At 51.9% G+C, this 12,787-nt stretch carries 11 protein-coding genes; 7 read left to right on the top strand and 4 right to left on the bottom strand.

Annotated features, from left to right (window positions below; translation table 11 throughout):
- Positions 1-9 precede the first annotated feature (9 nt).
- Positions 10-984, bottom strand: a complete 975-nt coding sequence (gene hemB / locus V6E55_RS06280; RefSeq protein ID WP_021241687.1) for a porphobilinogen synthase — start codon at positions 982-984, stop codon at positions 10-12.
- A gap of 397 nt (positions 985-1,381) precedes the next feature.
- Between hemB and V6E55_RS06275 the strand changes: the two genes are divergently transcribed.
- The gene (locus tag V6E55_RS06275) at positions 1,382-4,156 is read left to right on the top strand and encodes an autotransporter outer membrane beta-barrel domain-containing protein (protein WP_316942397.1); all 2,775 of its coding nucleotides are present in this window, start codon (positions 1,382-1,384) and stop codon (positions 4,154-4,156) included.
- Between the two features lie 93 nt (positions 4,157-4,249).
- Positions 4,250-4,873 (top strand): helix-turn-helix domain-containing protein, encoded by a 624-nt coding sequence (locus V6E55_RS06270; RefSeq protein ID WP_316942396.1) that lies wholly within the window; start codon positions 4,250-4,252, stop codon positions 4,871-4,873.
- A 2-nt stretch (positions 4,874-4,875) separates the two neighbouring features.
- On the opposite strand, the gene ampH is transcribed toward V6E55_RS06270, so the two are convergent.
- Entirely contained in the window at positions 4,876-6,036 is a 1,161-nt protein-coding gene (gene ampH / locus V6E55_RS06265) for a D-alanyl-D-alanine-carboxypeptidase/endopeptidase AmpH (RefSeq protein WP_114977895.1), read from the bottom strand.
- Positions 6,037-6,241: 205 nt separating this feature from the next.
- Here ampH and V6E55_RS06260 point away from each other — a divergent pair, with 205 nt between their 5' ends.
- The 3 genes from V6E55_RS06260 to V6E55_RS06250 all read left to right on the top strand — a co-directional run bounded on the left by V6E55_RS06260 (position 6,242) and on the right by V6E55_RS06250 (position 9,223).
- Entirely contained in the window at positions 6,242-6,775 is a 534-nt protein-coding gene (locus V6E55_RS06260; RefSeq protein ID WP_236920311.1) for an isochorismatase family protein, read from the top strand.
- A 115-nt stretch (positions 6,776-6,890) separates the two neighbouring features.
- Positions 6,891-8,111, top strand: coding sequence for a peptide antibiotic transporter SbmA (sbmA, locus tag V6E55_RS06255; RefSeq protein ID WP_316942395.1), 1,221 nt, complete (start codon positions 6,891-6,893; stop codon positions 8,109-8,111).
- 14 nt (positions 8,112-8,125) lie between these two features.
- A complete protein-coding gene (locus V6E55_RS06250) occupies positions 8,126-9,223 on the top strand; it encodes a DUF1615 domain-containing protein (protein ID WP_236920313.1) in 1,098 nt (365 codons plus the stop codon).
- Here V6E55_RS06250 and V6E55_RS06245 read toward each other — a convergent pair.
- Positions 9,220-9,519, bottom strand: a complete 300-nt coding sequence (locus tag V6E55_RS06245; protein WP_236920314.1) for a DUF2755 family protein — start codon at positions 9,517-9,519, stop codon at positions 9,220-9,222. The genes V6E55_RS06250 and V6E55_RS06245 overlap by 4 nt on opposite strands.
- A 249-nt stretch (positions 9,520-9,768) precedes the next feature.
- Here V6E55_RS06245 and V6E55_RS06240 point away from each other — a divergent pair, with 249 nt between their 5' ends.
- Positions 9,769-10,005: a DUF2754 family protein gene (locus V6E55_RS06240; RefSeq protein WP_025756225.1), complete on the top strand. Its 237-nt coding sequence runs from the start codon at positions 9,769-9,771 to the stop codon at positions 10,003-10,005.
- Here V6E55_RS06240 and ddlA read toward each other — a convergent pair.
- Positions 10,002-11,102, bottom strand: a complete 1,101-nt coding sequence (ddlA, locus tag V6E55_RS06235; RefSeq protein WP_236920315.1) for a D-alanine--D-alanine ligase — start codon at positions 11,100-11,102, stop codon at positions 10,002-10,004. The genes V6E55_RS06240 and ddlA overlap by 4 nt on opposite strands.
- 293 nt (positions 11,103-11,395) lie before the next feature.
- Between ddlA and V6E55_RS06230 the strand changes: the two genes are divergently transcribed.
- The gene (locus tag V6E55_RS06230) at positions 11,396-12,610 is read left to right on the top strand and encodes a multidrug efflux MFS transporter (protein ID WP_316942394.1); all 1,215 of its coding nucleotides are present in this window, start codon (positions 11,396-11,398) and stop codon (positions 12,608-12,610) included.
- Positions 12,611-12,787: the final 177 nt, after the last annotated feature.

Genomic DNA, 12,787 nt, shown 5'->3' with positions numbered 1-12,787 from the left:
TGGTGAAGATTAGCGCAGGATTTTTTTCTCGGCCAGATCCAGCGCAAAGTAGCTGAAGATCAGATCCGCGCCCGCGCGTTTGATCGCGCCGAGGCTTTCGAGGATCACTTTCTCTTCGTCAATTGCGCCTGCCAGAGCGGCGAATTTTATCATCGCGTACTCACCGCTCACCTGATAAGCACCCAGTGGCAGCTCGGTACGCTCGCGAATGTCGCGCAGGATATCGAGATAAGCACCGGCCGGTTTCACCATCAGGCAATCTGCGCCCTGGGCTTCATCAAGCAGGGATTCACGAATCGCTTCCCGACGGTTAAGCGGGTTCATCTGATAGGTTTTACGGTCGCCTTTCAGTGCCGTACCCGCCGCTTCACGGAACGGGCCGTAGAACGAGGAGGCAAATTTGGTGGAGTAGGACATGATGGCTGTGTCAGTAAAACCGGCGGCATCCAGTGCCTGACGGATAGCCTGAACCTGTCCGTCCATCGCGGCGGATGGCGCGATGAAATCCGCACCGGCAGCGGCAGCGACTACCGCTTGTTTGCCGAGATTAAGCAGGGTGGCATCGTTGTCCACGCCGTGATCGCACAACACACCGCAGTGGCCATGAGAGGTGTATTCGCAGAAGCAGGTGTCGGACATCACTACCATTTCCGGCACTGTCTCTTTACAGATACGTGACATACGAGCGACCAGGCCGTCCTCTTTCCAGGCATCGCTACCGGTAGCGTCGGTATGGTGAGAGATGCCGAAGGTCATCACCGAGCGGATCCCCGCATTGGCGATACGTTCGATCTCACGTGCCAGATATTTTTCCGGAATGCGCATCACGCCAGGCATGGCTTCGATGGCCTTATAGTCATCAATCTCTTCTTCAACAAAAATCGGCAACACCAGATCGTTTAAGGTCAGTGTTGTCTCTTCAAACATAGCGCGCAGTGCAGGTGACTTGCGCAGGCGGCGGGGACGTGCAATTAAATCGGTCATGGTATGCCTGATGTTTGTGGAACAAAGAAGGTTAGTGTACATCAAAGTGAAGACCGGTGTTTTACTAAAGTGGGCATTTTGTTTTTGCGAAAGGCAGTAATGAAATATTTGTGATGCTTCTATATTAAAGGTAATACATGGTTGAAAGTTATTTATTATTTTTAGGTGATATATTTCGTGACGGCCGACCAGTATTTTAACGTTGTGTTATTTATAATATTTATCTATTGTACCTCATTCTTTTCTTGTGCCGAAAACCTAATTGTCTGGATGCGGACTTAATGGAAACATTCATTGAACCTTTCCGAATTGAAACTGCATAATTCCCTCCGCAATAAAACATTGCAAAATGATTTGATGGACAAACTTGCTTACGTCCCTGAGGAGGGATGACCCAATGCAAACATGGAAAAAGAAACTGGTTGTATCTCAACTTGCATTAGCCTGCACCCTGGCTATCGCTTCTCAGGCCAATGCGAAGGATATTTCCGGTACGACATATAATACTTTTGTATACGATAATACAGCATCCATCCCCGGGTATTATGGTTATACTGACTGGAATGACTCTGACGTTGCTCACGACGGTGATATTTATCCAGTGATGAGTAAATCCACCGTGAATGGTATTATTTCCACATATTATCTGGATGAGGGTGTTAATGGTCGGGCGAATGCATTAAGCATTTCCAGTAGCACCATTAATGGCATGATCACCTCTCAATGTATGACCGCTTCGTGTTCTGATGGCCTGGATACCGACGGTACGATCCATTCGCAGTACGATCGTTTTAGCCTGACCGTCGATAACTCCACCATTAACGATACTTACGAGCACTATGCGTATGACGTTGTTAACGGGGAGAATACGGAAACACATTATCTGGATACTTATGGTCTGGGTAATGCGATTACCCTGGATGTGGAATCGGATATTGTTATCCAGAATAATTCTCACGTCGCCGGTATTACCCTGACGCAGGGTTATCAGGAACTGGACAATACCCCGTACGACGGTGTTGAAGGTGTAGCCAACAGCAGTAATGTGTTTACCGACACGCTTCTGGTGAAAGACTCTGTACTGACTTCTGGTGCGTATAGCGATCTGGGTACCAGCGGGTTTTATGGTCAAACCGCGAAGCCGAGCGATTATGGTGAAACCAACGCGACAGCAGCAGATGATGCAGCGCTGATTGTGGCAGCCAGCGCGTCTGATAATGCGATGCAGACCTCTGCCACGTTAGATCATTCCACCATCACTGGCGACATTCTGTTCTCCAGCACCTTCGACAACAACTTCTACCCGAATGGCGATCCGGCAACCGATACCACCGAAGATGGTATCTATAATCCAACCACCAATGGTTGGGATGGCACCGATAAGCTGGAGGTCACTCTCACCAATGGCAGCAAATGGGTTGGCGCGGCGCAGTCCAGGGTTGACGCCATCGGCACTGCACAGATGTATGGCCTGGGCTATAGCAACGTAGACTGGAGCACACTGTCCCCTAACAGCATTTGGCCGGACTCCACCTATGACGGCAACGGACACGTTGCGGGGGAGGCGGTTTATCAGAGTGGTCTTTTCAACGTTACGCTGGATAACGGCTCTGAGTGGGATACCCGCAAGGTTTCTAACATCGACACGCTGACGGTAAACAACCAGTCTCAGGTCAATGTTGAAAACTCTGCCATGTTGGCTGATTCCATTACTCTGACCAATGCTTCATCGCTGAATATCGGCGACAGCGGCGGTGTGGCCACCGACCATCTGTATCTGGACAGCGATAGCCGTGCAGCACTGCTGGAAGAAACGGCCGATCTCTACGCCAACACCATCACCGTGGATAACGGTGCTGAGCTGGTGCTGGGGCTGGGTCAGGTTGATACGCACAATATGGTGCTGACCGATGGTGGTGTGCTGAACGTTGCCAGTCGTGATTACGTGCTGAACAGCGATCTGAACAACGCTCGCTATATCACTAACGATAAGCACAATGCCGATTATGACTACGGTGTTGTGGCGATTAACTCGGACGGCCATCTGGCGGTGAACGGTGACGTTGCAGGCAACTACAAAGTACGCATTGACGATGCGACCGGTGCTGGTTCCGTAGCCGATTACAAAAACAAAGAGATCGTTCGCGTCTATGACAATAACGCGGAGACTGCAGCCAGCTTTACTGCCGCAAACAAAGCCGATTTAGGTGCTTATACCTATCAGGCGCGGCAGCAGGGTGACACCGTTGTTCTCCAGCAGAAAGCGCTGACCGACTACGCGAATATGGCGCTGAGCATCCCTTCTGCCAATACCAACATCTGGAACCTGCAGCAGGATACAGTCGGAACGCGTCTGACCAACAGCCGTCACGGACTGGCGGATAACGGCGGGGCGTGGGTGAGTTACTTCGGTGGCAACTTTGACGGTGATAACGGTGTAATCAGCTACGATCAGGACGTGAGCGGTATTATGGTGGGTCTGGATACCCAGATTGACGGTAATAATGCGAAGTGGATCGTCGGTGGCGCGGCAGGTTTCGCGAAGGGGGATATCAGCGATCGTACCGGTCAGGTCGATCAGGACAGCCAGACGGCGATGATCTACGCGTCGGCGAAGTTCATGAACGATCTGTTCCTCGACAGTTCCCTGAGCTACACCCGCTTTAACAGCGATCTCTCTGCAAACATGAGCAACGGTCAGTATGTTGACGGTAACACCACCAATGATGCAGTGGGTTTTGGGCTGAAACTGGGCTATGACTGGAAGCCAAACCTCTCTGGCTACGTTACGCCATACGCAGCGGTGTCTGGCCTCTTCCAGTCCGGTGATGACTATCGTCTCAGCAATGACATGCGCATGGATGGGCAATCTTACGATAGCCTGCGTTATGAACTCGGTGTTGATGCGGGTTACACCTTCAACTACGGCGGCGATCAGGCTCTGACCCCTTACTTCAAACTGGCCTACGTCTATGATGATGCCGACAACAATGCTGATATAAACGATGACAGCATTGATAACGGCGTGAAAGGCTCAGCTGTGCGGGTAGGGCTGGGCACCCAGTTCAGTTTCACGAAGAACTTCAGTGCTTACACTGATGCCACTTATCTGGGCGGCGGCGACGTTGACCAAAACGGGGGCGCAAATCTGGGTGTGAAATATACCTGGTAATGAATAAAGCGGGGGGAGTGATATCCCCCCGCTTTTTATATACAACAATAAAAATAATATTGAACCGACAAATACGGATGCCTTGAGGTCTGCATGAACGTTAATGCGAAACCACTTTCTGAATTACGCCGGCTCGAACAGTGTTTGAAATCAGCCAGTACCCCTTTTAAATGTGCCCCACAACAGCTAATTACCTCTGGCGAGTGTAGTGAGTCCCGGACGATCGTGTTACAAACAGGTATCATCGAAATCTATCGTCATTCTGATGAACTGCTTGTAGGCATCGCGACAGCGCCTTTTATTTTTGGTTTGTCTACCGTGATGATTAATCACTGTCAGGAATATAGAGTACAGGCCAAAACATCCTGCACGGGCTTTTATTTGCCCGCTGAGACCACCCGTCAACTGATACAACAGAACTCTTTATGGCAAGACGCTTTCGGCTGGTTATCCTGGATAAATTACATTCTGGGAAAACGCGATATGCAGCTGGTGGGAAATAACTCCTATCACCAGATCCGCGCCATGCTGCTGAATATGGCGGAGTGGGATGAAACGTTGCGCTCAAAAATTGGTGTGATGAATCATATTCAACAAAGTACGCGTATTTCGCGCTCGGTTGTTGCAGAGGTTCTCGCTGCTTTACGGCAAGGAAACTATATCAATATGAGCCGGGGCAAACTGGTTAGTATCAACCGTTTGCCCTCGGAATATTAAGGTCAGTTAGACGCAGTGAGCACCTGGGCTTTATTGGCACTCAGTTCAGCCACTAAGTTATTAAGACCGTCACTCATATTGACGAAACGCGTATGCGGAGAGCGGGTGACCACCACAAATGCGCCTACGTTAGACTGCGGGATCATCGCCATATACGTAATAAATCCACCGCCGCCGCCGGTTTTCTGAATAATACCCGGACGACCATTTTTCGGGGCCAGATAGACCCAGCCCAGGCCGAGCGCATCGGCTTTACCCGGAACGTCCATCCCGATGACGCGGTGCAGTTGAGTACGCTGATAAATCAGGGTCTGCATACGATCGGCCTGGTTGCTGCGCGAGTAGAAATCCGAAGAAAGGAACTGCTGCATCCAGCGCATCATGTCGCCAGGAGTGGAATACACCCCGCCACTGCCCACGGCTGCCAGCGTGTTATTACAGGGGCTGGCGCCTTTCTCTGCCACCATCAGACGACGGCACTGATCCGGGGAAGGGGTAAAGGTGGTGTCTTTCATGCCCAGCGGGCGGGTTATCTGTTCTTCAAACAGTTGCGGGTAGGGTTTTCCAGCCGCCGTTGAGAGAGCATCTGCCAGCAGGTCAAACGCCAGGTTTGAGTACGAGGCTTGCGAACCCGGAGCTGCCTTCAGCGTGGCGGTGCTCAGGTAATTCCAGCGCTGGTCGCGCGTTGGCCAGACAAATACGTCACGATGCGCTGCCCCACCAGGCTGCTCACGCGGCAGGGCGCTGGTATGAGTGGCAAGGTTCACAAGCCGGATCGGTGTGCCCTGGTAGGTTGGTACACGTGCGCCCGGCGGGGCGTACTTGCTGAGCGGATCGTCGAGCTTAACCACGCCCTGATCGAGCAGTTTCACCAGCATTTCACTGGTCATCAGCTTGGTTAAGGATGCGATGCGGATAACAGAATCCAACTGCGGGTGAATGTTATTTCCTGGGCGTGTTTCGCCAAAGCTTCGGAACACGCGCTGGTTGCCGTCGATCACGACCATCGCCATCCCGGTTGCGCCGCTGCCGTAATAGATAAGGTTCGCGTAACGATCGGCAATATCTGAAGCCAGAACGGGCGCCGTCAGCGGTTGGGCTGCCTGGGCGGTAGAAAAGCTCACCGCACACAGCGCGGCAAAAGAGAGCAGACAACGTTTCAACGAAAAGCATCCATGAAGTGAATGAGGAAAGTAATGGGTATTTATACTACTAATCGGAACCGTGCAATGCCCCGAATTGCATAACGATAGCGAGAAAAACGTAACCATGGGTAAATATGAACAATTTACCTGGCAAGCCATCTCCCATTTTGTGACATCGGGCTTATGATAAGCACCAGTGTCACTCAATCTTACGGAGAACGGTATGTCTGAAAAGCGTGTGGTTATGGTTGTCGATATGCAGAACGGGGTATTTGAAACGCCTCGTCATCAGCGTGAAAAGTGTGTCTCTCTGATCAACCAGCTTACGCAGGCAGCCGACAAGGTGATTTTTATCCAGCATACCGAGGCCGGGGGGCTGGAAGAGGGAAGTGATGGGTTTGCATTGCTGCCTGAACTGCATCAGCCAGCTGATGCGTTCTATGTTACCAAAACGGCCTGCGATGCGTTTTATAACACCCCGCTTGAGGCGCTATTACGCGAGCAGGGTATTCAAGAGTTTGTCATCTGTGGTTGTGCCACGGATTACTGTGTCGATGCCACGATCAAGAACGGCGTCAGCCGGGGTTATCACATAACCGTGGCGGAAGATGCCCATACTACCGCCGATCGCCCGGCGGCAGAAGCGCAGATCCTGATTAACCACCACAACGACGTCTGGCGTAACTTCATCGCGCCGGCGAATCCTCTCGCAGTGAAACGCACCGAAACAATTCTCGAAAACTGGAAAGCGAACTAATAATTAACCCTCGGGTCTGACCTTTTTGCCTGAGCCTGAAGACGGGCTCAGGCACGATTTTCGTGTGGTGATGTGTTGAGCACAGCAACAGCCATAACAACAAGAAGGAAGCATTATGTTTAAGTCTTTTTTCCCAAAGCCGGGGCCTTTTTTCCTGTCGGCATTTATTTGGGCACTTATCGCTGTCATTTTCTGGCAGGCGGGCGGCGGCGCATGGCTGATGCGCATCACGGGCGCGACAGGTGAGGTGCCGATTAGCGCGGCGCGCTTCTGGTCGCTCAGCTATCTGCTGTTTTACGCCTACTACACGGTGTGCGTAGGGGTGTTTGCGCTGTTCTGGTTTGTGTATTCTCCGCACCGCTGGCAGTACTGGTCGATCCTCGGCACATCGCTGATTATCTTTGTGACCTGGTTCCTCGTAGAAGTGGGCGTGGCAGTTAACGCCTGGTATGCTCCGTTCTATGATCTGATCCAGACCGCGCTGAGTTCACCGCATAAAGTGACCATTAATCAGTTCTACCATGAGGTAGGTATTTTCCTTGGTATCGCTCTTATTGCTGTGGTCATTGGTGTGATGAACAACTTCTTCGTCAGCCACTATGTTTTCCGCTGGCGTACTGCGATGAACGAACACTATATGGCGCACTGGCAACACCTGCGCCATATCGAAGGTGCGGCGCAGCGTGTGCAGGAAGACACCATGCGTTTTGCCTCCACCCTTGAAGATATGGGCGTAAGCTTTATCAACGCCATCATGACGCTGATCGCCTTCCTGCCTGTGCTGGTTGCGCTATCGGCACATGTGCCAGATCTGCCTGTTGTCGGCCATCTGCCGTACGGTCTGGTGATCGCGGCAATCGTCTGGTCGCTGATGGGTACGGGCTTGCTGGCGGTGGTTGGGATCAAACTGCCGGGTCTGCAGTTTAAAAATCAGCGTGTCGAAGCGGCTTATCGTAAAGAGCTGGTATACGGTGAAGATGATGCTAACCGCGCATCGCCACCGACCGTACGTGAACTGTTTAGCGCTGTGCGTCGTAACTATTTCCGTCTCTACTTCCACTATATGTATTTCAACATTGCGCGCATTTTGTACCTGCAGGTGGATAACGTTTTCGGTTTGTTCTTGCTGTTCCCGTCCATTGTTGCGGGTACGATTACGCTCGGTCTGATGACGCAGATCACCAACGTTTTCGGCCAGGTCCGTGGTGCGTTCCAGTATCTGATTACCTCCTGGACCACCCTGGTAGAACTGATGTCTATCTACAAACGTCTGCGTAGCTTTGAACGTGAGCTGGACGATCGTGACCTGCAGGAAGTGACCAATACTTTTAGCTAATACAGGGAGTTGTTATGTCTTTTGCCGTACCGCGTGTGTTACCGTTGTCCTTACTGGCTGCTCTCGTCCTGGTGGGATGCGCCGAAAAAGGGGCCGCTCCGCTCAAGAAGGGCGAAAAGCCGGTTGATGTGGCAAGCGTTGTACGGCAGAAAATGCCCGCTAGCGTGAAGGATCGCAATGCGTGGGCAGATGCACTGGCAAAAACCTTTGAAAGCCAAAAGATCGCGCCGACCGAGGAGAATATCTGCTCGGTGCTGGCGGTGGCGCAGCAGGAGTCGATGTACCAGTCAGACCCGGTGGTGCCGGGTCTGAACAAAATAGCCTGGAAAGAGATCGATCGCCGCGCGGAATCCATGCATATCCCGGTGTTCCTCGTTCACACCGCACTTAAAATCACCTCGCCAAACGGTAAAAGCTACAGCGAACGTCTGGATACGGTGAAAACTGAAAAACAGCTCAGCGCCATCTTTGATGATTTCATCGGTATGGTCCCAATGGGGCAGAAACTGTTTGGCTCACTTAACCCGGTACATACTGGTGGGCCGATGCAGGTGAGCATTGCGTTTGCCGAAAAGCACGCCGACGGCTACCCGTGGAAAATCGACGGTACGGTACGCCAGGAGGTCTTCTCACTGCGCGGCGGTCTGTGGTTTGGCACGTACCATCTGCTGAACTATCCGGCGAACTACAACGAACCGCTGTACCGCTTTGCCGACTTCAACGCGGGATGGTATGCCAGCCGCAATGCGGCATTTCAGAGTGCGGTCAGCCGCGCAAGTGGTGTGAAGCTGGCGCTGGACGGTGATCTCATTGCTTACGGCAGCAGCGAGGCGGGTAGCACCGAACTGGCAGTACGGAAATTATCGACAAAGCTTGGTCTGAGCAACAGCGACATTCGCCGTCAGCTTGAGAAAGGTGATAGCCTGGCCTTTGAGAAAACGGACCTCTACAAGAAAGTCTTTGCACTTGCTGAGCAGAAGAGCGGGAAAACGTTACCGAGAGCTATTCTGCCGGGTATTCAACTGGAAAGCCCGAAGATCACGCGTAACCTGACAACGGCATGGTTCGCAAAACGGGTGGACGATCGTCGGGCGCGTTGTATGGGGCTTTAATGGCGGCGGCGAATACGCAGAACTAACGCCACGGCACCTAAAATCATACAACCCGCGAGGAAGGGAACCAGGCCAAACAGGGTACTGACACCAAACCCAATCTCAACCCGTGGGCGTCCGTTATCCTGTACCTGCATAAGGTGCTCATATACCCCAGGTGCATGAACCAGCATATTGAGCAACTGTGAGCCTGCCCAGAAGCAGAACAGAACAAACAGGGCATAAGCAATATTACCTGCCGTGGAGGTTTTTGGTTTGCCGGCAAAAATCGGTTTCGACAATGTAAAATCAGCCATGATGACCTCCTGAAATATCACTCTGCTCAATACGCGTTTTTACAGGGGAAGTTTGACAGGTCATCGCATTTGTCAATATCAGAATCGTGGTAATTTACCCTCAGGAATTCTCCTGGATTGTCGATTTCTGCAGCACATCACAATTTCATTACTTAAGTGAAATTGCGTCGCGTTTCAGAATTTCCGTATCTGCCACAGACCTGGCCGTAAAACTGTGAGAGGATGTCTTTTTTTCCTGCCGGAGTTGTTATGAAGCTCACGTCCAAACTACGCCGTGACTGGCACTACTACGCCTTTGCTATCGGGCTGATCTTTATTCTTAACGGCGTCGTGGGGCTGCTGGGATTTGAAGCAAAAGGATGGCAAACCTATGCTGTCGGGCTGGTGACCTGGGTGATAAGTTTCTGGCTGGCAGGATTGATTATCCGCCGTCGTCCTGAAGAAACGACAGCGGATGAAACGGAGACGGCGAAGAGAGCCGATTAACCGTTTACGGAGCTTTTAAGGGCGCTGTCGGCGGCATGACGCTCCAGCGCCAGCTCGATCAGGCGGGTGATAAGTTCAGAGTAGCCCAGCCCGCTCGCCTGCCACAGTTTCGGATACATACTGATATTCGTGAAACCCGGCAGCGTGTTGATTTCATTGATGACCACCTCGTTTTCCGGTGTCAGGAACACATCCACACGTGCCATGCCACTGCAGCCGAGTGTCTGATAGGCGTTAATGGCGATCGCCCGGATCGTATCGTTGACCGCCGGATCGATATTTGCTGGCACGACTACCTGAGCGCCTTTGTCATCAATGTATTTGGTGTCGTAAGAGTAGAAGTCGCTGTTTAAGACCACTTCACCGCAGGTGCTCGCCTGTGGGAAATCGTTGCCCAGCACGGCGCACTCAATTTCACGGCCTTTAATACCCTGCTCAACCACCACTTTATGGTCGAATTCAAATGCCAGACGGACAGCCTGCGTGAATTCAGCTTCACTGGTGACTTTGCTGACGCCCACGGAGGAGCCCTGGTTTGCCGGTTTCACAAACAGCGGCAGGCCCAGTTGGTCAGCAATTTGCGCGAAGCTGTGTTTGTCGCGGTTGGCACGGGTGAGCGTGACGAAAGGGGCAATATTCAGCCCGGCATCACGCAGCAGGCGTTTGGTGACGTCTTTATCCATGCAGGCGGCAGAACCCAGCACATCGGAACCTACGAACGGCAGGTTGGCCATGCGCAACATCCCCTGGAGGGAACCATCTTCACCCAGAGTACCGTGAACGATGGGGAACACGACATCAATCTGAGCGAGAGCCTGTGCATTGCCAGCGTCGATGAGTTGCCCTTTCACGACGCCGGGCACAGTGGCGACGCTAATTTCCGAAGGATTAAGGGCGATATGTGCTGGATCGTTGGCATTAAGCAGATACTGGCTGGCATCGTTAACATGCCACTGGCCCTGTTTATCAATACCCAGCAGCACTACCTCGAAACGGCTTTTATCAATCGCATCAACGATATTTTTGGCCGATTGCAATGAAACCTCGTGCTCTGCTGATTTTCCCCCAAAGACAATACCTACGCGCTGCTTTGCCATCTCACTCTCTTCCAGTATGACGAAAAGCCAATAACATACCACGATGCCCTGCGGGTTTCGCGGCCTTCCGCCATAATGTTTTGGGGAATGTTGATGGGGAAGTCTGAGAAGAAAAATTCTTCTGAAGCAGAATGTTCCGCCATAAAATGGATGTTTTGTGACTTATTTCACAAATATGATGACTGGGAAGATAAAACACCAAAGTCATTACGGCCGCATCTCTGGTGCGACGTCAGTATGCGTAGCTTGCTAATCTGTAGGCGAATTCGCCTAAAAATGAAGACTGTTTCTTTATGGAATCATGGAAAGTTAATCTTATCTCGGTCTGGTTCGGTTGCTTCTTTACCGGGCTCGCCATCAGCCAGATCTTGCCGTTCCTGCCGTTGTACGTTTCACAGCTGGGGGTAACCTCGCATGAAGCACTCTCCATGTGGTCCGGTCTGACGTTCAGCGTGACTTTTCTGGTCTCTGCGATTGTGTCACCGATGTGGGGCAGCCTGGCCGATCGGAAAGGGCGTAAACTGATGCTGCTGCGAGCATCACTCGGGATGGCCATCGCCATTCTGCTGCAGGCCTTCGCCACCAACGTCTGGCAGCTGTTTTTCCTCCGGGCGGTGATGGGGCTGACTTCCGGGTATATTCCGAATGCTATGGCGCTGGTCGCCTCTCAGGTGCCACGCGAACGTAGCGGCTGGGCGCTGAGTACGCTTTCCACCGCACAGATTAGCGGTGTAATTGGCGGCCCGCTGCTGGGGGGCTTTCTGGCGGACCACGTCGGGCTGCGTGCCGTATTTATCATCACCGCGATCCTGCTGGTGGTCAGTTTTCTGGTCACGCTGTTTCTTATCAAAGAGGGCGGTCGGCCCGTTATCAGCAAATCTGAACGTCTGAGTGGTAAGGCCGTCTTCGCCTCTCTGCCTTACCCTGGGCTCATGATCAGCCTGTTTGTTACTACCATGGTGATCCAGCTCTGTAACGGTTCGGTCGGGCCGATTCTGGCGCTGTTTATTAAGTCGATGGAGCCAGACAGCAATAATATCGCCTTTCTCAGCGGCATGATTGCCGCCGTGCCAGGCGTATCCGCACTGATTTCTGCACCACGGTTGGGAAAACTGGGAGATCGGATCGGTACCGCGCGTATTCTGATGGCCACGCTGATTTTTGCCGTGGTGCTCTTTTTCGCCATGTCGTTTGTGACCTCTCCGCTTCAGCTTGGCGTGTTGCGATTTTTGCTCGGCTTTGCCGATGGTGCAATGTTGCCTGCGGTACAGACCTTACTGGTCAAATATTCCAGCGACCAGGTAACAGGGCGTATTTTTGGATATAACCAGTCGTTTATGTATTTGGGGAATGTTGCCGGTCCGCTTATTGGCGCATCGGTTTCCGCGATGGCTGGTTTTCGTTGGGTATTTGCCGCGACGGCAATTGTTGTTTTGATCAACATTATCCAGTTGGCTATTGCTCTGCGTCGCCGCAGACACATGGCGGAGGTAAAATCGGCAAAATAATACTTTTGTCGATGTATTATATATTCTTATTGTTGCCGCATTTTTCTATAACCAAATGCGGCATTTTTTTTAGAAAAACGTTTCGCTGATAATCCCTCTGCTCTATTTTTGCGGCGCTGTCACTTTTGCATAAGGTAATACCTTTCTCCGCTTTGCATATTTGACTCTTGATGTTAA

This window comes from Enterobacter sp. 342, assembly GCF_036663495.1.
In the GTDB taxonomy this organism is placed as follows: Bacteria; Pseudomonadota; Gammaproteobacteria; order Enterobacterales; family Enterobacteriaceae; genus Enterobacter.
Note: the sequence above shows the minus strand (reverse complement) of the source record. Positions and strands in the feature narration are given on the sequence as shown.

Excerpts from the sequence above, each read along its gene's own strand:
- V6E55_RS06230 (WP_316942394.1), top strand. The coding sequence starts at position 11,396 with ATGGAATCATGGAAAGTTAATCTTATCTCGGTCTGGTTCGGTTGCTTC.
- V6E55_RS06260 (WP_236920311.1), top strand. The coding sequence starts at position 6,242 with ATGTCTGAAAAGCGTGTGGTTATGGTTGTCGATATGCAGAACGGGGTA.
- V6E55_RS06275 (WP_316942397.1), top strand. The coding sequence starts at position 1,382 with ATGCAAACATGGAAAAAGAAACTGGTTGTATCTCAACTTGCATTAGCC.
- V6E55_RS06240 (WP_025756225.1), top strand. The coding sequence starts at position 9,769 with ATGAAGCTCACGTCCAAACTACGCCGTGACTGGCACTACTACGCCTTT.
- sbmA (WP_316942395.1), top strand. The coding sequence starts at position 6,891 with ATGTTTAAGTCTTTTTTCCCAAAGCCGGGGCCTTTTTTCCTGTCGGCA.
- ddlA (WP_236920315.1), bottom strand. The coding sequence starts at position 11,102 with ATGGCAAAGCAGCGCGTAGGTATTGTCTTTGGGGGAAAATCAGCAGAG.
- V6E55_RS06245 (WP_236920314.1), bottom strand. The coding sequence starts at position 9,519 with ATGGCTGATTTTACATTGTCGAAACCGATTTTTGCCGGCAAACCAAAA.
- hemB (WP_021241687.1), bottom strand. The coding sequence starts at position 984 with ATGACCGATTTAATTGCACGTCCCCGCCGCCTGCGCAAGTCACCTGCA.
- V6E55_RS06270 (WP_316942396.1), top strand. The coding sequence starts at position 4,250 with ATGAACGTTAATGCGAAACCACTTTCTGAATTACGCCGGCTCGAACAG.
- V6E55_RS06250 (WP_236920313.1), top strand. The coding sequence starts at position 8,126 with ATGTCTTTTGCCGTACCGCGTGTGTTACCGTTGTCCTTACTGGCTGCT.